At 62.1% G+C, this 21,159-nt stretch carries 13 protein-coding genes and 1 tRNA gene; 3 read left to right on the top strand and 11 right to left on the bottom strand.

Going from position 1 to position 21,159, the window contains the following annotated elements; genetic code table 11:
* Positions 1–111 precede the first annotated feature (111 nt).
* The 7 genes from ACQREB_RS05365 to rpsB form a co-directional block, all read right to left on the bottom strand.
* Complete coding sequence (locus ACQREB_RS05365) at positions 112–984, bottom strand: ABC transporter substrate-binding protein (protein WP_427766209.1); 873 nt, start codon at positions 982–984, stop codon at positions 112–114.
* Between the two features lie 115 nt (positions 985–1,099).
* Entirely contained in the window at positions 1,100–1,498 is a 399-nt protein-coding gene (gene rpsI / locus ACQREB_RS05360; RefSeq protein ID WP_427766206.1) for a 30S ribosomal protein S9, read from the bottom strand.
* 18 nt (positions 1,499–1,516) lie between these two features.
* Positions 1,517–1,954 carry a 50S ribosomal protein L13 gene (gene rplM, locus ACQREB_RS05355; RefSeq protein ID WP_427766203.1) on the bottom strand — a complete coding sequence of 146 codons (438 nt, stop codon included), beginning with the start codon at positions 1,952–1,954 and terminating at the stop codon, positions 1,517–1,519.
* Between the two features lie 159 nt (positions 1,955–2,113).
* A complete protein-coding gene (locus ACQREB_RS05350; RefSeq protein ID WP_427766200.1) occupies positions 2,114–2,704 on the bottom strand; it encodes a 3-isopropylmalate dehydratase small subunit in 591 nt (196 codons plus the stop codon).
* Positions 2,705–2,733: 29 nt separating this feature from the next.
* Entirely contained in the window at positions 2,734–2,916 is a 183-nt protein-coding gene (locus ACQREB_RS05345) for a hypothetical protein (RefSeq protein WP_427766197.1), read from the bottom strand.
* Positions 2,917–3,008: 92 nt separating this feature from the next.
* The gene (gene tsf, locus ACQREB_RS05340) at positions 3,009–3,599 is read right to left on the bottom strand and encodes a translation elongation factor Ts (protein WP_427766195.1); all 591 of its coding nucleotides are present in this window, start codon (positions 3,597–3,599) and stop codon (positions 3,009–3,011) included.
* A gap of 24 nt (positions 3,600–3,623) precedes the next feature.
* Positions 3,624–4,493, bottom strand: a complete 870-nt coding sequence (rpsB, locus tag ACQREB_RS05335; protein ID WP_427766192.1) for a 30S ribosomal protein S2 — start codon at positions 4,491–4,493, stop codon at positions 3,624–3,626.
* 253 nt (positions 4,494–4,746) lie between these two features.
* Between rpsB and ACQREB_RS05330 the strand changes: the two genes are divergently transcribed.
* Positions 4,747–4,833, top strand: a tRNA-Tyr gene (locus ACQREB_RS05330).
* Between the two features lie 256 nt (positions 4,834–5,089).
* Here the strand turns inward: ACQREB_RS05330 and aroA are convergent.
* Positions 5,090–6,475, bottom strand: a complete 1,386-nt coding sequence (gene aroA / locus ACQREB_RS05325) for a 3-phosphoshikimate 1-carboxyvinyltransferase (protein ID WP_427766190.1) — start codon at positions 6,473–6,475, stop codon at positions 5,090–5,092.
* Between the two features lie 200 nt (positions 6,476–6,675).
* Between aroA and ACQREB_RS05320 the strand changes: the two genes are divergently transcribed.
* A complete protein-coding gene (locus ACQREB_RS05320; protein WP_427766187.1) occupies positions 6,676–9,141 on the top strand; it encodes a family 20 glycosylhydrolase in 2,466 nt (821 codons plus the stop codon).
* Between the two features lie 157 nt (positions 9,142–9,298).
* On the opposite strand, the gene gatA is transcribed toward ACQREB_RS05320, so the two are convergent.
* From gatA to ACQREB_RS05305, 3 genes are all read right to left on the bottom strand, one after another.
* The gene (gene gatA / locus ACQREB_RS05315; protein ID WP_427766185.1) at positions 9,299–10,762 is read right to left on the bottom strand and encodes an Asp-tRNA(Asn)/Glu-tRNA(Gln) amidotransferase subunit GatA; all 1,464 of its coding nucleotides are present in this window, start codon (positions 10,760–10,762) and stop codon (positions 9,299–9,301) included.
* A 123-nt stretch (positions 10,763–10,885) separates the two neighbouring features.
* On the bottom strand, positions 10,886–11,182 hold the full coding sequence (gene gatC / locus ACQREB_RS05310; RefSeq protein ID WP_427766184.1) for an Asp-tRNA(Asn)/Glu-tRNA(Gln) amidotransferase subunit GatC: 297 nt from the start codon (positions 11,180–11,182) through the stop codon (positions 10,886–10,888).
* A gap of 10 nt (positions 11,183–11,192) precedes the next feature.
* Positions 11,193–12,245 carry a DUF481 domain-containing protein gene (locus ACQREB_RS05305; RefSeq protein WP_427766182.1) on the bottom strand — a complete coding sequence of 351 codons (1,053 nt, stop codon included), beginning with the start codon at positions 12,243–12,245 and terminating at the stop codon, positions 11,193–11,195.
* 559 nt (positions 12,246–12,804) lie between these two features.
* On the opposite strand from ACQREB_RS05305, the gene ACQREB_RS05300 reads away from it, so the two are divergent.
* On the top strand, positions 12,805–21,135 hold the full coding sequence (locus ACQREB_RS05300; protein WP_427766180.1) for a hypothetical protein: 8,331 nt from the start codon (positions 12,805–12,807) through the stop codon (positions 21,133–21,135).
* Positions 21,136–21,159 lie beyond the last annotated feature (24 nt).

The raw sequence follows: 21,159 nt of genomic DNA, 5'->3' as shown, positions 1-21,159 counted from the left end.
GCGGCCTTTTCGCGCACGCAAAAAACGGACGTTCCCGCGGGAACGTCCGTTTTTTTGCTGCACGCGGATTCGGATTCTCAGGCCCGCGAGATTTTTCCCTTAAAATTTTCTTTACCGGCCTTCCGTTTCGGCGGCGGCGCGGATCGCTGCGGCGAGCTGCGGAATCGCCTCGACGAGCGTCGGCGCCGGGTAGAGCAGACGCGAATTTTCGTCGAGCACGAAGACGTTCCCGCGGCGGACCGCCGGCATGCGCCCGTAAACGGGGTCGCCCGCGAGCGAGCGCGCGAGCTCCGGCGCGGGCGTGAGGCGGGCAGGGCCGTCGGGACCGACGCGGATCAGCAGGTCGGCGTTCGCGGCGACGAGCGTCTCCTTCGAAAGCGTCGGCCAGGCTCGCGCGGAGGCGGGCGCGGCGTTTTCGCCGCCGCAGATGCGGACGAGCGCGTCGAGATAGGACGCCCTTCCCGCGAAGACTTCGCCCCAGGCGATCAGCACGCGCGGCGCACGCGGGAGCGGCCGGCGGGCTAGCGCGTCGGCGACGGCGCGTTCAGCTTCGTCCCAGCGCCGAAGAATCGCCTCGGCGCGTTCTTGCCGACCCGTCTTTTCGCCGAGAAGGGCGACGTCGCGCTTGAGATTTTCGTAGGATTCGGGGAAAAGCTCGACGCAGGGAATGCCGTAGCGCGCCATGCGTTCCGGGAACGATTTGTCGCGCACGGCGGCGCGGACGAGCAGGTCCGGTCGGAGCGCGAGCACGGCTTCGGCTGACGGATCGAGCAGCCCGCCGACGACCGTCGGCGTCGAACCCGCGGGAACGCGGCAGTAGCGCGTGACGCCGACGAGCTCGCGCGAGACGCCGAGGGTTTCGAGCACCGCCGTCGCGTTGGGGCTGAGGCTGACGATGCGGCGCGGTGCCGGCGTTTCCTCCGTTGCGAAGGCGGAGAACGCGGCGGCGAGCGCGAAGAGGATGATCGTGAAGATGCGCGTCATGACTTGAAGAATGAACCCTACACTTTGCGTCGTCGCGCCGCAAGCGCGCGACTCGCGCAGACGCAAAAAACGCCTCGGGAAACCGAGGCGTTTTTGAGCGGGCGAGCGCTTCCGATCAGCGTTTCGAGAACTGGAAGTGCTTGCGCGCGCCGGGCTGACCGCTTTTCTTGCGCTCCTTGGCGCGACCGTCGCGCGTGAGCAGACCCGCCTTCTTGAGGACGGAGCGGAGTTCCGGATTGTATTTTTCGATCGCGCGGGCGATGCCGTGCGAAATCGCGCCGGCCTGGCTGTTGCAGCCGCCGCCGTTGACGCGGACGAAGATGTCGAGCGAACCATCGAGACCCGCGACGCCGACCGGAAGCGTGGCCGCCTTCGCGAGCGCTTCCGTGAAGCAGTAGGTTTCAAGCGGCTTGTCGTTGATCACGACCTGGCCGGACCCGGACGCGAGGCGAACGCGGGCGGTGGAGGTTTTGCGGCGCCCGACGGCGACAAAAACAGGAACGTCTTTTTTCATTTTCAAAATCTCCCGCAATTATTTCGCGTCGATGATGGCGACCGGATTCTGCGCCGCGTGCGGATGTTCCGCGCCCGCGTAGATCTTCAGCTTCTTGAGCATCGCGGAGGCGAGGCGGTTCTTCGGCAGCATGCCCTTGACGGCGTGCATGATGAGGAATTCCGGACGGCGCGCGCGCATGTCGGCGACGCTGCGGCGATAGGCGGTTCCCACCCAGCCGGTGTAGAACATGTAGCTCTTGTTTTCTTCCTTGGCGCCGGTGACGACGACCTTGTCCGCGTTGACGACGATGACGAAGTCGCCCGTGTCCACGTGCGGCGTGTAGGTGGGTTTATGGCGCCCGCGGAGAATCGCCGCGATCTGCACGGAAAGGCGACCGAGCGTTTTGCCCGTCGCGTCGACGATGTACCATTTCTTTTCGGTATCGTTCGGAGTCTTTGCTAAAGTTGTTTTCATTGAATCTTGAATGGCGGAAGCTTCGGGCCGCGGATCGGGAACCGCTTTCCGTCGCTTTCGGGTTTGAATTTCAAAAAAGGAAAGACGATTAAAGCGCGTGAAAAAAAATCTTGCAAGAAAAAATTTGCATTTTCGCGAAAAAACATTCGGCGGGAACGCTCAGGGCAGTTTTTTCGCGAGCGCGTCGACGGCGGAAGCGTTGTCGAGCAGGTCCGCGATCGGATCCCAGCGGCCCTCGAGCAACGCGTCGCGCACGGCGTCGGGCAGCTCCACGGGAACGCTCGCGTCGCCGAAACGGGCGAGGCGAGCCTCGACGTCGACTTCCATCGGCTCGCCGGGATGCGCGGCGGCCCAGGTCTCGATCGCGGCGAGCGCTTCGCGGGAGGCACGGACGCAGGCGACGCCGAGCGTCGTTGCGTTGCCGAAGAAGATTTCGGCGAAGCTTCCGGCGACGATTGCGCGGATGCCGCGGCGCCAGAGCGCCTGCGGGGCGTGCTCGCGGGAGCTGCCGCAGCCGAAGTTCATGCCGGAGACGAGAATGCCGGCGCCGCGCGCGGCGGGAGCGTTCATCGGGTGCGGCTTGTCGGAGCCGTCGGCGTTCTTGCGTTCGTCGTAAAAGGCGAATTCTCCCAAGCCGTCGAAGGTAACGCTTTTCAGGAAGCGCGCGGGAATGATGCGGTCGGTGTCGATGTCGTCGCCGGAAACGACGACGGGAACGGCGCGGACGCGGGAAATTTTTTCGAGTGCCATTGCTGTTTATTTTCTGAAGGGCGAGCGCGTCATTTCCGGACGCAGTCAAGGTGCTCCGCGATGTGTTCGTGGACGCCGCCGTCGCGCAGTTTTCTGCAGAAGCATTCAAGCACGTCGTGCACTTCTTTGCGGAAATCCTCGTGCATGCAGTAGAACACGACGCCGCACAGAAGCGTCGCGGAAACGATGCAGGAAATGATCAGCTTCACCATATGAAATTTCTTTTAGAACCGTAATCGGCGGTTGCCAACAAAAAAGCGTTCCCGCGCGCATTCGGCGGGAACGCTCTTCGCGGCGAACGCGCTCAGGCGCCGATCTGGAAGCGCGAGAAACGGGAGATGACGATGTTTTCGCCCGTCTTCGTGATCTGTTCGGTGATGAGGTCGTTGATCGTCTTCTTGTCGTCCTTGACGAACGGCTGGTCGAGCAGGCAGATCTCGGAATAGAACTTCTCGAGCTTGCCGGCGACGATTTTTTCGATCGCCTGCGCGGGCTTGCCTTCGCACTGCGCCTTGACGATTTCGGTTTCCTTCGCGATTTCCTCCGCGGGAACTTCTTCGCGCTTCAGGAAGCGCGGAGCCGCCGCCGCGATGTGCATCGCGACGTCGCGCGCGAAGCCCTGGAAGAGCTCGTTCTTCGCGACGAAGTCGGATTCGCAGTTGATTTCGACGAGAACGCCGATCTTGCCGCCCATGTGGATGTAGGAAGCGACCGTGCCCTGCGAGGCGGTGCGGCCCGCCTTCTTGTCGCGCGTGGCGACGCCTTTCTTGCGGAGGATTTCCGCCGCGGCGTCCATGTCGCCGTTGGTTTCGACGAGCGCCTTTTTGCAGTCCATCAGACCGGCGCCCGTGCGGGAACGGAGTTCGTTAACGGTTTTTGCGTCAATGTTTGCCATAATGATTTGTCCTTGTTCCGGAGATTATTCGGCGGCCTTCGGGGCGCGCGGCTTGCGCGTCGCGGGGCGGGAACGGCGGGCGGGCTTCTTTTCCGCGAGCTGGTTGTCCTTCAGCAGTTCGGCGGAAATCGTCACGTCGCCGGCGGCGTCGCTGTCCGCGACGACTTCCTGCTTCGCGGGAACGACGGCCTTCTTCGCTTCGGCTTCGACGCTGCGGCGGGAAAGGCCGAGCTGAATCGCGTCCGTGATGACGGAGACGATCAGGCGCACCGACTTCACCGCGTCGTCGTTGCCCGGAATCGGGAACGCGACCTGCGTCGGGTCGGAGTTCGTGTCCACGAGACCGACGCACGGGATGTTGAGGCGCTTCGCTTCCGCGACCGCGATTTCCTCGTTCTTGATGTCGATGACGAAGACGGCGCCCGGCAGCTTGTAGAAGTCGAGCAGGCCTTCGAAGCCGCGGTCCATGCGCTTCATGTGGCGCTTGATGACGGCCGCTTCCTTCTTGTTCATCTTGTCGAGGGAGCCGTCGGCTTCCATGCGCAGATACTTGCGGTATTTCTCAAGCGAGCCCTTGACCGTCTCGAAATTCGTGAGGCAGCCGCCCATCCAGCGGTTCGTCGCGTAGGGCATGTTGCAGGACTTGGCCGCGTCGCGCATCAGATCCTGGGCCTGGCGCTTCGTGGCGACGAAAAGAACGTCTTTCCCGGCAGCCACCGTGTCTTCGATGAATTTCGAAGCCTTTTCGAGGCATTCAAACGTCTTCTCGAGGTCGATGATCGACACGCCGTTCTGGTGCTTGAAGACGAATTCGCGGGATTTCGGATTCCAGCGGCGGGTCTGGTGCCCGAAGTGAACGCCGGCGTCCAAGAGGTCTTTAATCGTGATGTTCATGATGAATTTGGCTCCGTATCTCGCCGCGCACCGGAATCGCGGGAAACATTGGATAGTATGGTTTTTTTTCTGGTTTTCTTGTGATTGAAGAATTCCGTTCCGGTAGTCCGAAATTCGAAAATGAGACAGCGATTCAACCGAAAAGCGCTCGCGTCCGCAAGCGCAAATTCCCGCCTCCGCGAAAAAAATCGCGTTCCCGCGAAAAAAAGCTTGCGCCTCGGGAAAAGAAAGCTCATGATTGCGTCTCCTTTTTGGTGAGATATCCAAGTGGCTAAAGGGCGTGGACTGTAAATCCATTCGGTTTCACCGTTCGGGGGTTCGAATCCCTCTCTCACCACCACTTCAAAAAAGCCTGCAATTCCGCATAAACAAAGGGATTGCGGGCTTTTTCGTGGAATTTTTGGAAGGGCGGAAATTGAGACAAAAACGACAAAAACCGCCAAAATACGACAGCAAAAAACACACTTTTTTCACACAGGGCGAAAAATGCGTTCATGCGAGCATTTAAGCGGCTTCGAGGGCGGCTGGGGCGAAAAATTCCGCTTGCGGGAGCGCGGCGTTCCCGCAAGCGCCGCCGCGGAATTTTCCGCGACGTTTCAAGAGCGGATTTTTTCGAGCACGTCGAAAAAGTCCGGAAACGTCTTGCCGCAGCAGGCGGGATCCTCGATTTCGATCCACGTAGAGCAGTCCCCGCGCAGGTCGAAGGTGCCCAGCACGCCGAAGCTCATCGCGACGCGGTGGTCGCGGTAGGTCGCGACGCGGAAGCGCCCGCCCGGCGCCGCATCGGCGCGCGCGCGCAGGCGTTCCCGCGTAATCGGCGTCAGCGTGAGCGAATCTTCCGTCTGCGCGACGTTCTCCGCGCCGAGAATCTTCGAGAGCTCCGTCGCCATCGCGGCGACGCGGTCCGTCTCCTGCCGGCGCGTGTGCGCGACGCCGCGTATCGTGAGCGGCGTTCCCGCGTCGAGCAGCGGCGCGACGGCGGCGAGCGTCAGAAACGTGTCCGAAATCGCGTTGAAGTCGACGTCGAAGCCGCGCGTCGCCGTTCCCGCGCGCACGACGCAGGCGGGAGTTCCCGCGGCGTCCGCGGTCGTCGCGGCGGCGAGCAGGTCGCGCGGCGGCGTCGAAAGCTCCGTCGCGAACGCGGCGTCGCCCTGCAGCCCGTCCGTATCCAGTCCGTCGATACGGACTTCGCCCGCGCGGTGCACGAAGGGAAGAATCAGGAAATAGGACGCGGCGGTCGCGTCCGGCTCGATCGCGTAGTCGAAGTCGCCCGAGCCGTAGCCGCCGCCGCAGACGAACGTGTTCCCGCGACCCTCGACCGCGCCGCCGAAGCTCGCGATCATCTTCGCCGTCATCTCGACGAACGGCCGCGAGACCGTCTCGCCCTTGAGATGCACGTCGAACGTGCCCGCGCCGTTGCGCGTTCCCGCGACGGGCGCGATCTGCATCAGCGCGGAAAGAATCTGGCTCGACGCGCTCGCGTCCGCGACGACGTCGCGCGCGGAAACGCCGCCCGTGCGCATCGTGAACGGAAAATGCCCGGGCTCGCCGCCGAACTCGAACGCGCAGCCGAGCCGCGCCAGCGCGTCGAGCAGCCCCGACATCGGCCGCCGCCGCATCGCCTCGCTCCCGTCGAGCCGGTATTCGCCGCCGCGCTTCAGCGCGAGAATCGCGGTGAGAAAGCGCGCCGCCGTGCCCGCGTTCGCGACGAAGAGCTCCGCGCGCGCTTCGGGAATCTCCCCGCCGAGCCCGACGATCTCGACCGTCCGCGCTGCTTCGTCCGCATCTACGCGGAAGCCGAGCCTCCGCAGACATTCGATCATCGTGCGCGTGTCTTCGGAGAAAAGCGCGCCGGAAAGCCGCGTCGTTCCCGTGCGCAGCGCGGCGAGCGCGAGCGCGCGGTTGGTGATGCTCTTCGAGCCGGGCGGCGTCACGCGCGCGCTCCGAAAATCGCGGAAGGGTCTGATCGGCAAAATCTCCATCGGACAGAAAAACTTTTTCGCGTTTATACCTTATCGCTCCCGCCGCGGCAAAACGATTTCCGCGTTCCCGCGACGCGCGGAAAAAATGTTTGACGCTTCGGGGGCGCGAAATAAGCTCGCGGATTCAGTTGGTCTCGCCGCGCGCACGCGAACGTCCGCGCGGAATTTCCCCGAAGAAAAACGAAATTCGAATCGAAATCATGAGCAAAAATCACCTTCTTATGCTTTCCGCGCTCGCGTTCGCGTGCGCGGCGTTCCCGGCGGTCGGCGTGCCCGCCTTCGCGCAGAGCGTTCCCGCGCGCGCGGGAGCGAACGAAAAGCCGGACGTCGTCGTCTCCGCCGCCGAGTTCAAGCGCGGCGCGTCGTTCGCGGCGTTCATGCCCAAGGACGCCAAGGGCGCGAAAATCCTCGCGACGGACTTCGAGCAGCTCGTCGCGCCGAACGGCTCGATGCGTTTTCCGCTTTCGGACAAGACCTGCCTCGTGACCGTCGGCGACAAGGACGGGAAGAACGCGCGCACGCTGACGGTGCTTTTTTCCACGGGCAACACGGGCGCGGGCAAGCCGGCGATCGTTCCCGCGATTCAGGAATGGGAGGGCAAGACGGGCGAGTTCCAGCTCGATTCGGGCGTCTCGCTCTGGTGCGATCCCGCGCTGATGAAGAAGCACCCGCTCCTCGCCGAGCACGTGAACAATTTCCGCAGGGACCTTTTCGCGCTCACGGGCGTGAAGCTCAAGACCGCGAAGGAAAAGCCCGCCGCGCGTGCGATCGTGTTCGAGCTCGGCGCGGACGCGCGGCTCGGCGAGGAAGGCTATGAGCTTGCCGTGACGCGCAACGGCGTCGTCGTCTCCGGCGTCGCTCCCGTCGGCGCGAACTGGGCGGCGCAGACGCTGCTGCAGGGCTTCAAGAACTCCATGGGCGGCAAAAAAGGCGCGAAGCCCTCGTTCCCGTGCGGGAACGCCGCGGACTACCCGCAGTACCCGCTGCGCGGATTTTCCTACGACGTCGGGCGCAAGCCGGCGACGAAGGAGGCCGTCGCGAACGTCGCGCGCACGATGGCGTTCTACAAGCTCAACGACCTGCAGCTGCACCTGAACGACAACTTCATCTGGCTGCACGACTACACGAAGATTCCCTGCGGCAAAAACGCGTCCGCCGAGGACAAGAAGCGCGCGCTCGACGAAGTCATGGCCGCCGCGCCGACCGCATTCCGCCTCGAATCCAAGGTGCCCGGGCTCACGAGCACGGATTATTTCTACACGAAGAAAGACTTCATCGCGCTGCAGAAGACCGCCGAGGGCTACGGCGTGCGCATCGTTCCCGAAATCGACGTTCCCGGGCACGCGATGAGCTTCGTCAAGGCGCGCCCCGACCTGATGTACCGCGGCGGCGTGCACAAGGAGCACGACGTCGAGCGCGCCGCGATGCTCGACGCCTCGTCCGCGCCCTACCCGAAGGGCGGCAAGCGCACCTACCGCGACGAGACGCTGAAATACGTGCAGAGCGTCATGGACGAATACCTCAAGCCCTCGGGCAAGGAGGGAAAAGTCTTCCGCGGCGGCGTCGTCCACATCGGCACGGACGAGTATTACGGCTCCTCGGAGGACTACCGCGCGTTCGCGGACGCGATGCTCAAATACGTGAAGTCGCGCGGATACACGCCGCGGCTGTGGGGCTCGCTCAGCTACAAGCGCGGCGGCACGCCCGTCGTCTCCGAAGGCGTGCAGATGGACATCTGGTCGCTCCACTGGCAGGACCCGCAGGAGGCGCTCGACCTCGGCTACGACATCATCAACATTCTCGACGGCGACACCTACATCGTGCCGAGCGGCACCGGAAGCGTCGGCGGCTACGGCGACCTGCTCAACCTGCAGAAGCTCTACGGCCCGACCTGGGCGCCGCACGTGATGGGCAGCAAGAAAGTCGCGCCCGGACACCCGAAGCTCCTCGGCGCGCAGTTCGCGCTCTGGAACGACAACAGCTGGCGGCGCGACACCGGGCTGACCGACTACGACCTCTTCGACCGCATTCAGAAAAGCTCCGCCGTCATCGCGGAAAAGACCTGGGCGACGGGAACGGACCGCCCGTTCGCGGATTTCGAAAAGGTGCTCGCCGAAATCGACGTGCCGCCGGGAATCAACCCGCGCTTCAGGATGGCGGCGCACGTTCCCGCGAGCGCGGACGAGCTCAAGCGCGCCGAACGCGAGAACGCGGACGTCTCCGGCGGCGGCAAAGTCTTCAAGCTCAAGGGCGGACACTCCTTCGTGCGGCTCCCGCGCGACAATTCGTTCGCGCCGAACTACCGGATCACGTTCACCGTGCGTCGCGCGGCGGCGGGCAAAGGCGAGGAAATCCTCTTTTCGGCGCCCTGCGGCGCGTTCAAGGCGGTGCAGAAGGAAACGGGAAAAGTCGGCTTCACGCGCGACGCGTGGGACTTCTCGTTCGACTACGTCCTGCCCGTCGGCAAGACCGTCGAGCTCGCCGTCGAGGCGCGCGGGCGCGACGTGACGCTCTACGCGGACGGCAAGAAGATCGGCGGCCCCGTGCGGCACAAGTTCCCCGAGTCGCACAAGATCTCCACGCTCGTCTTCCCGATGCGCACGATCGGCGCTCCCGAAAACGCCTTCAACGGCGAAGTGAAGATCAAGAGCGTCGAGCAGCTCTGAGCAATCCGCGTTCCCGCCGAAGTCTTTTTACCTCCATTCCCTTCGCGGTTTTTCTTCGCGCCGAAGGAGAATGGCAGACAATGAACAATTGCGCACTCAAAGTTTTTGCTCGGGCAAAAACCTTGGAGCGCACTGTTCATTATTCATTGTCAATTATTCATTGACGAAGCGGCGGGACGCGGCCGGAGAAGTCGTGCGCGGTTTCGAAGGCGTGCGCGGCGGCGAGGACGGAGGCGTCGTCGAGCGCCTTGCCGAGAATCTGCAGGCCGATCGGCATTCCCGCCGCGTCGAAGCCGCACGGGAGCGACACCGCGGGAATGCCCGCGAGATTCGCGGGAACGGTGCAGATGTCGCCGAGGTACATTTTGAGCGGGTCGGAAGTCTTGCCGCCCTGCGGGAACGCGGTTTCGGGCGTCGTCGGCGCGAGGAGCAGATCGACGTCGGCGAACGCGGCGTCGAACTCGTTGCGGATGAGCGTGCGGAGCTTCTGCGCGCGCAGGTAGTAGGCGTCGTAGTAGCCGGCGGAAAGCACGTAGGTGCCGAGCAGGACGCGGCGCTTCACTTCCTCGCCGAAGCCTTCGCCGCGGCTTTTCGCGAAGATGTCGATCGCGTCGGTCGCGCGCGCGCTGCGGTGCGTGTAGCGGATGCCGTCGAAGCGCGCGAGGTTGGAGGAGGCCTCCGCCGTCGCGATGATGTAGTAGGTCGGGATCGCGAGGTCGATCGACGGGAGCGAGACTTCGCGGAGCTCGCAGCCCTGCGCCTCGAACCACGCGGCGGCGCTCTTCACGGCGTCGTCGATCGCGGCGTCGCCGCCGAAAAATTCCTTGGGCAGGCCGATTCTGAGTTTTTTCGCGGGAGCGGAAAGGGCGGGAAGCGTCGGCGTGCGCGGACCCGGGAGCGCGGTGGAATCGTGCGCGCAGGGCGAGGCGAGCACGTCGTAGAGCGCGGCGACGTCGGCGACGCTGCGCGCCATCGGTCCGACCTGTTCGAGCGAGGACGCGAACGCGACCGCGCCGTAGCGCGAGACGGTGCCGTAGGTCGGCTTGAGCCCGACGACGCCGCAGAAACTCGCCGGCTGGCGGATCGAGCCGCCCGTGTCGGAGCCGAGCGCGAGCGGCGTCATTCCCGCGGCGACGGCGGCGGCGCTCCCGCCGGAGGAGCCGCCGGGAACGCGCGAGAGGTCCCATGGGTTCGCGGTCTTCGCGAACGCGGAGTTTTCCGTCGAGGACCCCATCGCGAACTCGTCCATGTTGAGGCGGCCGAAGACGACGGCGCCGGCCTTCTTCAGGTTGGCGACGACGGTCGCGTCGTAGGGCGAGACGAAATTTTCGAGCATCTTCGAGGCGCAGGAGCAGCGCTGCCCGGCGACGGCGATGTTGTCCTTGATCGCGACGGGCACGCCGTCGAGCGCGGAAAGCGGCGTTCCCGCGGCGCGGCGCGCGTCGGAGGCGTCGGCCTGGGCGAGCGCGTCGGCCTCGTCGATCGCGAGGAACGCGCGGACGTTCCCGTCGATTTCGCGGACGCGGTCGAGCTGCGCGCTCATGAGTTCCCGCGCGGAGATTTTTTTCTCGGCGAGCAGTGCGGCGAGTTCGCTCGCCGTTTTGAAAATCAGATTTTCCATTGAAAAAAGAAATTAAAATTTAACCACGAATCTGCACGAATGAACGCGAACGATTTTTGAAGCGCGAGGCGCGACGGTCGAAAAAGTCTTTGCGTTCTCTGCGTTGAAATCGCGAAGCCTCGCTCATTCGCCGTCGTCGACGACGCGGGGGACGACGATCTGATCCTCGCGGGCGGTGGGCGCGTTGCGCAGCAGGGCTTCGACGGGGAGCGTCTCGCCAGGAACGTCGTCGCGGAGCACGTTGTACACCGGGAACGCGTGGGCGCAGGGCTCGAGCGCGGAGACGTCCGCGGCGTTCAGTTTTTCGAAAAAGCCGAGAATGGTCTGAAAATCGCCGGCGAATTTTGTCTTTTCCGCGTCGGAGAGTTCGATGCGCGCGAGCGCGGAAACGTGGTCGAGATCGATCTTTGAATCGTTCATGGGAAAGGCGTCATTTGATTTTGAACACGAGCTTGACGTAGAACGTCGAATCCAGGTGGCGGTTGCCTTCGGCGACGATGCTGTTGTAGACGTTGCTCATGCCGATGCGGATGCCCACCTTGTTCTCGTAGTAGGCGGTTTCGAAGTAGGATTCGTGCGTGAGGACGTAGTTGCCGCGCGGATCGTCGAGCGAAGGCGAGTAATTGATCTTGTTGTAGAGCGTGCCGAAGTCCGCCTCGTAGCGGTTGTTCAGCTCGACGTCGCCCGTCGGCGTGCTGACGTCCTCGATCATCGCGTCTTCCTCGTAGCTCTCGTAACGGAAACCGGCGCCGAGACGGAAGTTCACCGCCCAGTTTTTCCGGTCCACGATGCCGTAGCCGAGACCGAGCGCCGAAGTAGTGAAGAAATTCTGCCGCGCGATTTTGTCGTAGCCATTGTCGGTGCGCGCGTACCATTGCATCGGCGCGTAGAACTTGTCTTCGTAGTCGGCGATGAGGTGAAGGTTGTCCTGGGATTTTTCGCCGTTGGTCTCGCTGTAGCGGAAGCTCGCCGCGAGCACGAGCTTGTCGTAGGGCCCGGAATTGTAGGCGTTGAAGCCGAAGAGCATCTGCGCGAAGTCCGTCGTGCCCGACGTTCCCGTGAAGCCGGCGTCGATGGTGAAGTTCCAGCGGCGTTCCTTGGATTTGAGCGCGCGCTCCGCCGGGCTCGGGTCGCCTTCGCGCCAGAGCTCCGCGACTTCCGGCGTTCCCGCGGCGGCGATCCCGTGCAGCGAACTGATGCTGACCGAACTGCCGAAGCCGGGAACGACGACGCCGTGAAACGTCGCGCCGGAGCTCGTCGTCATGAAGATCGCCTCGTCCGTCGAGAAGTTTTCGACTTTCGCCATGTCGATCTTGAAGGCGCCTTTGGCGAAATCCGGCTCGACCGTCAGCACGTTTTCGGTGATGCCCCGAATCTTTCCGCGGATCAGCGAGCCGTCTTCGAGGCGCACCTCGTCCGCGCGCGCGAACGCGCCCCCCGCCGCGAAAAGGGCGAGAACCGTCGGGACGCACAAGGACTTCATGGAAAGAGCGGACATGAATAAACTGCGCGCGAGCATAATTCTTTTCCCCGAACGGGTAAAGGCGAGAAACGGCTCGGAGACGATCGCGCGATGCCTCAATAAAAAAGTGCACCGAAGGCAAAAAAATTTTCAGGGTGATGCCTCATAAAGAAGTGCACCCAAGAAGTGAGGATTCCGGAGAGGTTTTCGCAAGCGGGGGACGGGGATTCCCCGAAGGAGGAGGCGAAGCCGAATCCGAAGGGGAAGCCCCGGCCCCCGCCGCGCGAACAAGGGATTTTTCGGAAAGCTGCTGGACTTTCTGAAGCGGCTCGTGAACGCGGTGCGCGGCACGAAGTTCGAGCGCGAGGTGAGCGAGGCGGTCGAGCTTTACCGCAAGGCGGCGTTCGAGGCGCGGCGCGCGGAAGGAACAGAGACAAAGACAGAGACAGAGACAAAGACGGCTGGAACAGAGACTGCGGGAAAGCGGGAAGAAGGGACGCGAGAGACTGAAAGGACGGAAGGGACTGAAAGCGGGACGCAGGAAGCGAAGCCGGAAAATGAAAAGAAGTCCGTTCGCGACATGACGAACGAAGAGCTGATCCGCGAGTGGCAGGAAGGCAAAAGGCTTGCAGCTGTAAAACTCGACGAAGCGGACACTCCGGAAGCAGAAGCGAGAAAGATGGAAGGAGCACGTCGCCGCGCCGCGGCGGAGTTCGAGCTGCTTCGCCGGGAGAGCGAGGAAATCGACGCGCTCGTGCAGAAATGGCTTGCCGACCTCCGTGCCGGAAAGAACCCGGACTGGCGAGGGATCGAGCCCGAGTTTCAAGAGATTTGGAAACGGTATGCGCGGATGTTCGGATACGTCAAAGACGGCGTCGAGATGTATCATACCCTTGGCGATTTCAAGCTCACGATTAGTTTGATGGGCGCGCTTCAAGATTTGGTCAACGTGCCGAGGACTGAAAAGGAAAAAGCCTACGCCGAAGAGGATTTCAAGGAAAGCTACGAGAAGTTCCGTGCGTGGCACGCGGAAAAGAGCAAGCTGGTGGATGCGCATGAACGAAAGCTCGGGCGGGAACGCGCGGTTTCGAGGGACACGCAAGGGAATCCCGTGGACGAGCGCGGCGCGCTCATTTTCGATAACATCGAAAAGATGGAGGATCTGAGCGATGCGGACTTCACGAATCCGTCGCGAAGCATCGCGCTTCCGGCGCTTCCTCAAAACGTGTCCGACGCGATCGGCTCGGGCGGGAAGCGCGTCGTCATCAAGAAAAACGTTTTCGAGAAAAACGCGCGGGCGCATGCGGAGCTTTCTCCGGAAGCGAGCCGAGCGATTTTGAAAAGCGCGCTTTATTCGACGGACATAGTCGGGCAGACGCGCGCGATCACGCGTCCGAATTACTGGGTCGCGATTTCGACGAAAGACAAAAATTCCGTCGTTGTTCTCGAAGTGAATCGCGGGAAAGAGAACACGGAAATCGTCGGATGGCGTCTCGTCGATTCTCGGGGGCTTGAGAAAATGAAGCGGCAAGCTCAACGCGAGGACGGGCAACTCCTCATACTGACTTCCGAGAAGGAAGCGGCAGCAGCCCTTTCTGCTCTTCCGTCGAACTTGCCGACGCCTAGAGATGCTTCGGAAAACGGCTCGGAAGTCAAGCCGATTTTCGACGAGAAGGGGAAGGTTTCCTTCGGCGGGAGCGCGGCGGTGAGCGTCACGGAGGACAAGTGGGGAATTTACCGCGCCTACGCGGACGAGGCGGGCGAGAAGCACAAGTTTCCGAGCGCGTATCCGTCGTTTCGCGAGCTGCTCGTGCGCGTCGCGAAGAAGCGCGGCGTCGCCGCGGAAGAGGTTTTCCGCGAGGCGAGCGAGCGGCTGACGCGCGCGATGCAGGAGGCGGACAACGGACAGCGGGCAACGGACAGCGGGAACGCTTCGGGCGGTTTTTCGGGCGAAAACGGGCGCGGAAGCGAGTATTCAAGCGGAAATCCTGCGGGAACACGCAACGCGTGGAGCGCGCGGACTCCGAGCGCGGAGAACTCCGTCGTGGTGAGCGGCGAATACCGCGTGGTCGATGCGGACGAGCTGACGTTCGTCGATGTGAGCGACAAGGCTCAGCAGGACGAGCAGGAGCGCAACCGCGAAGGGCGTCGGACGAAGCTTCAGACGCACGGCATGCTCGAAGACTTCGTCGCGGAGCGGCTTCTCGAAGACGCGCACACCGATCGAGGCGCTCCGATTTACCGCGAGCTTGAGGACGGGACGCTGCGTTCCGTGTCCGGCGAGGGGCGTTCTCGCCTGCTCAAAGATGTTTACGAGTGGGGCGGAGAGCCGGAGGCGCAGTATCGCGCGGCGCTCGAAAAGTTCGCGCGGGAACACGGCGTCGCCGTCCCGGAAGGCGTGAGGAAGCCCGTGCTCGTGCGCGTCGCGAAGGACGCTGGCGGCATGAGCTGGGCGGCGCTCGCGAAGGCGAGCAACATGGACATGAAGAGCGCCTACTCGACGGCGGAACGCGCCCACGCGGACGCGCGCGAGCTGGGGAAATGCCTGCCGCTGCTGAACGCGCGCAGCGAAGACGACCTGCTCGGCGAGAAGAACCACGCGTTCGTGGTCGCGTTCGTGCAGGCGGTGAACGCGGGAACGGAATACGTGCAGGACCGCAAGGAGGGCTTCAAGGAGACGCTCGCGACGCGCATTCAGGAGGCGCTCGTCGCCTACGTGATCGGCGACCGCGAGGCGGCGACGGATCTGTTCGATTCGCCCTATTCGCTGAAGAACGCGCTGAACACGCTGATGGACCTTGCCGTCGATCTGGCTCGGCTCAAGGAGAACGAGCGCTACGACGTTTCGCGTGAGCTCGCCGCGGCGCTGAAGGCCGCTCTCGCCGTGCGCGAGCTGAAGCGCAAGGGAGACGCGCGGACGACGGAGCAGCTGATCGAGACGCATTTCGAGGGCAACGCGCTGGAGGGCATCGGCGAAAACGTGCGCGCCGGGCTGGACTTGGGCGCGGCGAAGATGCTCGCGAATCTGATGCTCGACAGGAAGACGGGGCTTTTCGGGCGGACGCTGATCGGCTACGTCTCGGAGGTCGAGCGCGAGAACGGGCTGGAGGGCAACGACATGGGACTCTTCGGCGCAGAGACGGACTGGGGCTCGAAGAGCGAGCTGATGAAGCGCGCGCTGGACAAGGCGAACGGCGAGAAGAACGCGCGTTATTCGCTTTCGGAGCAGGACGCGGAGACCATCGAGGAGAGACGCAGGCTTTTCGAGGCGGCGACGCCGAAGATGATCGCGCGGAGAAACGCGGAAGTGAACGAAGAGCTGCTGAAGCTCAAGGACGTCGAAATCGAAAACGCGGAAACCGGAATCCGCGCGAAGATTGCGAAAAATCAGCGCGACAAGCTCGTTTCCAACAAGGCGGCGGCGAAATCCGAGGCGAACGGCTTTACGCGCGAGCAGCACAACACGGCGGCGGCAAACATCGCCGACCTGTTCCGTCGCGCTTACCTTTTCGAAGAACGAGGAGACGCGGACGGAGACCCAAACCTTAAATCAATCAGACGCTTCGCCGCGCTGATTGTCTTCAACGGCGTTCCCGCGGAGGCGGACATTCTCGTGAAGGAGGGCACTTCCTACGGGAGCCGCATCTACACCGTCGAGCTTCAGGAAATAAAAAAGCCGTCGGCACGAGGAACTGAATCCATAAATGCGGACAATGGGAAAACCCAAGGCACCCCGCCCACTACCGACGGCAAGGAAAAGGTCGCACAGGAGGCGGAGAAAGTCAACGCCTATCTGGAGAGCCGCAGAAAGTATTCGCTCGCCGGATACGAGGCAGAACAGAGCGGACTGGCGCGGAAGTATTCTATCGACGCGGAAACGGCAAGCTTAGTGGGATTGCACGAGATTTCGGAGGAGAAGCTTCGCAAGGCGATCGCGCTCGGCGGGCTGGCTAATCCCTCGCTCGGCGTCGTGGATCTGAACGCGCGCGCGGGAACGGGCTTCGGAGCGATCACTCTGATCGCGCCGCGGACTCTCATCGACAAGAAAACGGGGCGCAACGCGGGAACGTATGCCGGCGACGCGTGGACGCCCATGGTGCCGCCGGTAAAGCTGATAGGGAACGAAAAGACGATGAAGGCTGCAGATGTCTACATCGACGGACGCGTCGGCAATCCGGAAATCGCGCAGCACGTCAAGACGGACACGCGCGCGATCTTGAGCGGACGCGGGAACAACCAGTATCTGCGCTACGTGTTTCTGAAGGAGCGCGGAATCCCCGTTCCAGAAAGAGTGACGCCGATCCACTTCCCGGAAGGAACGGCTCTGAAAGTCATCGACATTCTCGGGAACGAATCGTTTTTCGCCTTCGAGAGCGAGCTGAGCGACGCGCAGAAACGCGCGCTGACGGATCTTTATTTCGAGGTTTCGGAGAAGCCGGACGCGTCGGAGAAGATAAAGAACGTCCTCAAAAAAATGCTCACCGACGAGAAAGGGCTGCTCAACTACAACGTGATCCGCGATTTCCTGGCTCGGGCACGCTCGGACTACCGCGAAGGCGGAAAGCTCGACGCGGTCGGGACGGTTTCGGACGCGGTGCGCGAGGTTTCGGCGATGAGGCTCGAAGACGAATACGTGCAGTGGCGCGACGAGCTGCTCAAATCGTTCGGCGCGCGCGAGCAGATCTATGCCGGAGAGACGCGCACGGGGCGTTCGCGCTACATCGACGCGACGCTCGAAAACATCTCGAAGGAGATGAACAAGAAGGCGGTAAAGGATTCGGGCGACGACACGAATTTCGGCTCGATCAAGGCGAGCCTGCTCAAGAGCATGACTTCGCTGAAGCAGATACGCTCGAAGAAGGAGCTGCTGAATCTGAGCGACGCGGACGCGGAAGCCGCCGTCGAGGAGACGAAGGACCGGCTCGTCGGCGTCTTCAACGCGATCAACGCGAAAAAGAAGCTCGTCGAAAACCCGTTCATGAATTTCGACTACTCGGTGCGCCGCTTGAAGGAGGCGTTCGCCGAGGAAGACCCGAAATCGTATCTTGAAAACGAATACGGCTACGAGATCGAAGAGAAGCTCGCGCAGGAACTGAGCGCGGTGAAGGAGCTGATGCAGAATCTGCCGGCGAAATATTTCGAGACGAAGTTCCGGCGCCCGGTCGGGCTGGACGAGTTCCGTGCCGCCGTCGTTCCCGCGGGAACGGACGCCGCTGTCGTGAGCGCGCTGAAGGACGCGGGCGTGAGCGTTGAGGAATACGCCGCCGACGACGCGGAAGACCGCGCGGCGAAGGTGCGCGGCGTCGCCGCGAAGGCGTCGGACGTGCGGTTTTCGCTGGCGATGGAGGCGAGCGCGGAATATCTTGAGCCGAGCGACTTCGGCGAAGATGGACGCGCAAAGCCCGAGATCTTGGCGGAAATCGAGGCGGAGAAGGCGAAAATCCGCGAAGATGCGCAGAAAAACGGCACATTCGGGAAAGCTCCGAACGGCTCGCCGTCGAATCTGAACGCGGAGCAGTGGGTGCTGGTGCGGACAAAGCGCTTCAAGCGGTGGTTCGGGGATTGGGAATTTGCCCGTCAGGTCGAGCAGATTTTTAAGATGTCGCCGATTCACAGTCTTACGGGAACGGAGTTCCAGAAAGACAGCGTTCCGCTTACTGAAAAAGTGACTGCGTTTTGGAAAGAAAAGCACAACGGCTTCGCCGTGAATCCGACGCTCGGAACCGTGCGGCTCGATCGGGAGGGCGTCAAAGATTCGCTCGGGCACGGCATCGGAAGCCTGAAGAGCGCTGCTTACGCGGCAGTTCCGAGCGTCATTGAGCACGGGATCATTTTCGACCGGCAGACGAACTGGAAGAATCGCGGCTACGACACGGCGGTTCTCGCCGCTCCGATTACAATCGGAGGCAAGGAGTATATCTGCGAAGTGGTCGTTGAAACGCGACCGAATCGGCAAGGTTTTTACCTGCATGAAGTTGAGTTAAAAGAAAAAGTCGAGAACGCGTTCAAGACTCCCACTAAAGGAAGCGCGTTTCCGACTTCGCGGCTGATACTCGCCAAAAAGGCGTATAAAGTCAACGAAGAAGGCGTCTCTAAGGTGGTTGACGAGAACGGGGAACCGAGAGTGGTTTACCATCAGACTGGCGACGACTTTACGGCGTTCGACACGAACGCGCGCAAAAATTCGGCGGGCGACTCCGAGATGCCGGTGGGCGTGTTTCTGAAGCCGGACGACAGAGACATCGGGCTTCGCGGCAAGAAGCAGATGGGCCTCTTTGCCAAGGCGTCGAACATCAAGCGATTCAAGAATCGCGCGGAAGTTAGAGAGTTTGTCCGCAACAACGAAGCCTATGATTCGGCGCAGAAGACGATTCACTCAAACGACGTGCAGTTCGGCAAGGAGTTTGAGGAAGTCGAAAAAAAGATAGACGCGCTCTATTCGTCGTTGTGGCACATGCGCGGCTCCATCAAGATTTCCGAAAACAAAGAGTATCAGGCGCTCCAAGAAAAATCTTCCGCGATTCTCAAGAAATGGACGAACGCGAACGACGCGCTCGGCGAGAAAGCGAGAAACATTCTGACGGGCGAGCTGAAGCGGCTTGGCTTTGACGGCGTTTACGTGGATGAGGATTCCGGATCTTTCGGGAGAAAGACTGCGACGTATGTCGTCTTCAATCCTGCCGGCGTGAAGAGCGCGACGGAGAACGTCGGGACGTATGCGCGGGAGAATCCGGACATAAGGTATTCGCTGGGGCAGCAGTATTTCAACTTCGAAGGGACGGAAGGTTTGCCGCTGTTCGACGCTATGCGGGAACAGGTTGAGAGCGCGGAGGACGTCGCGAAGCTCGACGAAGCGGAGCGCGCGCTGAAGCGGCGCGTGGACATGGAGCCTTGGCGCGCGAAGAGCGACGCGCTGAAGAACAGCACGGCGTTCATCGCGAACACGTTCGGGTTCAAGAAGGTGAACGTCGGAAAGCGCAAGGGCGAAGCATGGACGACGCCGAAGGAAGTTTACGACGCGCTGCTGGACTTGGCGGAAATCGTGGACGTGCCGCCGAGCGCCGTGGGATTCGGCGACTTGGATCTCGACGTTTCCGGGCGAGCGACGACGAGGAGAAAAGGCACCTACATTCACGGAGGCGATCACAAGATCCATGTTTACGACCACGGCTCGCTCGCGCACGAGTGGATGCACGCGCTGCACGACTGGTTCGGCGGACTTTCTCAAGCATGGCGCGACAATCGCTACGAGACGCGCAGGTCTTTACCGATGGGAGATCCCGTCCGCGCGGAAATCGCCGACGCGTTCAAGGCGATTGAGGACGCTGTTGAAAAAAGCGATTTCGCGAGACGTTCCCGCGAAGCCGAGAAGGGCGCGGCGTATCTTTCGAAAAACATAGAACTGGTCGCGAGAGCGTTCGAGACCTACGTTTTAAGTCGCGTCAAAAACGGCTCGGAGGCGATATCCCGCGTGCGCGAGCTGAACGACGCGATTTCGGAGAAGCGGAACGAGTTTCTGAAATCGGAAGAGGCGGAGCGGCAACGCGTCCGCTCGGAACTGCTCGCGCTGAAGACCGAGCTGGACAAAGTGGGAAGAAACCTGCTCGTCAAGTTCGACGACCGCATGATGAGAGCCTACTATCCGACGATCGAGGAGCTGGACGCGGATGGCGTCAGCGCGGCGTTCGACCGACTGTTCTCGACGCTGAAGTGGAAGGAAACCGATGAAAACGGACGCAAGGTTTCGCGGCTTTATTCGATTTCGATGGAAGAGCAGGACGCGTGGAACGGCGTGCTGGACGCGTATGAGGCGGGAAAGCTTCGAGGAGACGCGGAATACAAAGTTTTGGAAAGAGTTCCGACGGTATGGAAGGCGTGCGGAATCGACGATTTGCCGATTGTGATTTCCGGGAACGCGCTGAACAAGATCACGAAGGAAAAGCACGGAATCGCCGTCGGCGACCTGCGCGACCTGCTGACCAACATCGACGACCCGATGGCTGTGTTCACTTCAAAGACGCGACCGGAAGATTCCGTCGTCGTGCTTGTAGAAATCATGGACGCGAACACCGGAGAAAAATCCGTCGTGTCCGTCGCCGTAGATCAAAGCTCTCAAGAACGCGGAAAACGCGTAAACAAAATCACAAGCATCTACGGGAGACCTGCAAGGCAGATCCTCGGATTCATGAACGACGGCCTCGCGCTCTACGTGAACCAACAAAAATCCCGCGCTTATCTGCGGTCGAACAGGCTGCAATTGCCAGCGGCGGCTTCAAAGCGCGGGAATCCTTCGCTCCTTACGGAGGAAGATTTTTCCAATGATGCACTCGGCGAAGTAATCGGCAAGCGAAAATTTTCTCTTTCGGAGATGGAGGAGAGCGAGGAGACGATTCGGGCTCGTGCGCGGGAACGGGCGCGGGAACGGGCGAAGCAGGAGCGGGCGAAGAAGAAGCGCGACGCCTACGGAAGCCTGAAGGACATCGGCGCGGAATCGCGGAGAATGATTCAGGACTTCATCCGCGAGCACAACGAGCTTTATTCGGACCCGGCGGCGATCCGCAAGCTGAAGGTGAAGGGGATCGCGCTTGCGAAGCTGCTGCTGGAACGCGGGCTGGACAAGGCGGACGCCGCGCTGCTGGACGCGGTGTGCGGCGGCGAGCCGGAGATGCTGCGCAGGGACGTGAAGGCGCGCGGCGAGCTGCTGGCGCGGCTGATGCGCGAGAATCTGGACAACACCGCGGCGGTGAAGGCGACGGTGGCGCAGATCACGGCGATGAGCAACCGAATCGGCAGAATGCGCGCCTACGCGAGGCTTTCGTCGATGCTCAGCTTCGGGAGCGCGGAAGCCTACGACGCTCTGGACGCGATCGAGCGCGAGCGCCGGGCGCGGGACGACGCGATGCCTCAATAAAAAAGTGCACCGAAGGCAAAAGAT

This window comes from Candidatus Spyradosoma sp. SGI.093 (genome assembly GCF_050314555.1).
GTDB lineage: Bacteria > Verrucomicrobiota > Verrucomicrobiia > Opitutales > UBA953 > Spyradosoma.
This window is presented reverse-complemented; position numbering and strand designations above follow the sequence as displayed.

Excerpts from the sequence above, each read along its gene's own strand:
- ACQREB_RS05320 (WP_427766187.1), top strand. The coding sequence starts at position 6,676 with ATGAGCAAAAATCACCTTCTTATGCTTTCCGCGCTCGCGTTCGCGTGC.
- ACQREB_RS05350 (WP_427766200.1), bottom strand. The coding sequence starts at position 2,704 with ATGGCACTCGAAAAAATTTCCCGCGTCCGCGCCGTTCCCGTCGTCGTT.
- gatC (WP_427766184.1), bottom strand. The coding sequence starts at position 11,182 with ATGAACGATTCAAAGATCGATCTCGACCACGTTTCCGCGCTCGCGCGC.
- aroA (WP_427766190.1), bottom strand. The coding sequence starts at position 6,475 with ATGGAGATTTTGCCGATCAGACCCTTCCGCGATTTTCGGAGCGCGCGC.
- rpsB (WP_427766192.1), bottom strand. The coding sequence starts at position 4,493 with ATGAACATCACGATTAAAGACCTCTTGGACGCCGGCGTTCACTTCGGG.
- tsf (WP_427766195.1), bottom strand. The coding sequence starts at position 3,599 with ATGGCAAACATTGACGCAAAAACCGTTAACGAACTCCGTTCCCGCACG.
- ACQREB_RS05345 (WP_427766197.1), bottom strand. The coding sequence starts at position 2,916 with ATGGTGAAGCTGATCATTTCCTGCATCGTTTCCGCGACGCTTCTGTGC.
- ACQREB_RS05300 (WP_427766180.1), top strand. The coding sequence starts at position 12,805 with ATGACGAACGAAGAGCTGATCCGCGAGTGGCAGGAAGGCAAAAGGCTT.
- ACQREB_RS05305 (WP_427766182.1), bottom strand. The coding sequence starts at position 12,245 with ATGAAGTCCTTGTGCGTCCCGACGGTTCTCGCCCTTTTCGCGGCGGGG.
- rpsI (WP_427766206.1), bottom strand. The coding sequence starts at position 1,498 with ATGAAAAAAGACGTTCCTGTTTTTGTCGCCGTCGGGCGCCGCAAAACC.
- rplM (WP_427766203.1), bottom strand. The coding sequence starts at position 1,954 with ATGAAAACAACTTTAGCAAAGACTCCGAACGATACCGAAAAGAAATGG.
- gatA (WP_427766185.1), bottom strand. The coding sequence starts at position 10,762 with ATGGAAAATCTGATTTTCAAAACGGCGAGCGAACTCGCCGCACTGCTC.
- ACQREB_RS05365 (WP_427766209.1), bottom strand. The coding sequence starts at position 984 with ATGACGCGCATCTTCACGATCATCCTCTTCGCGCTCGCCGCCGCGTTC.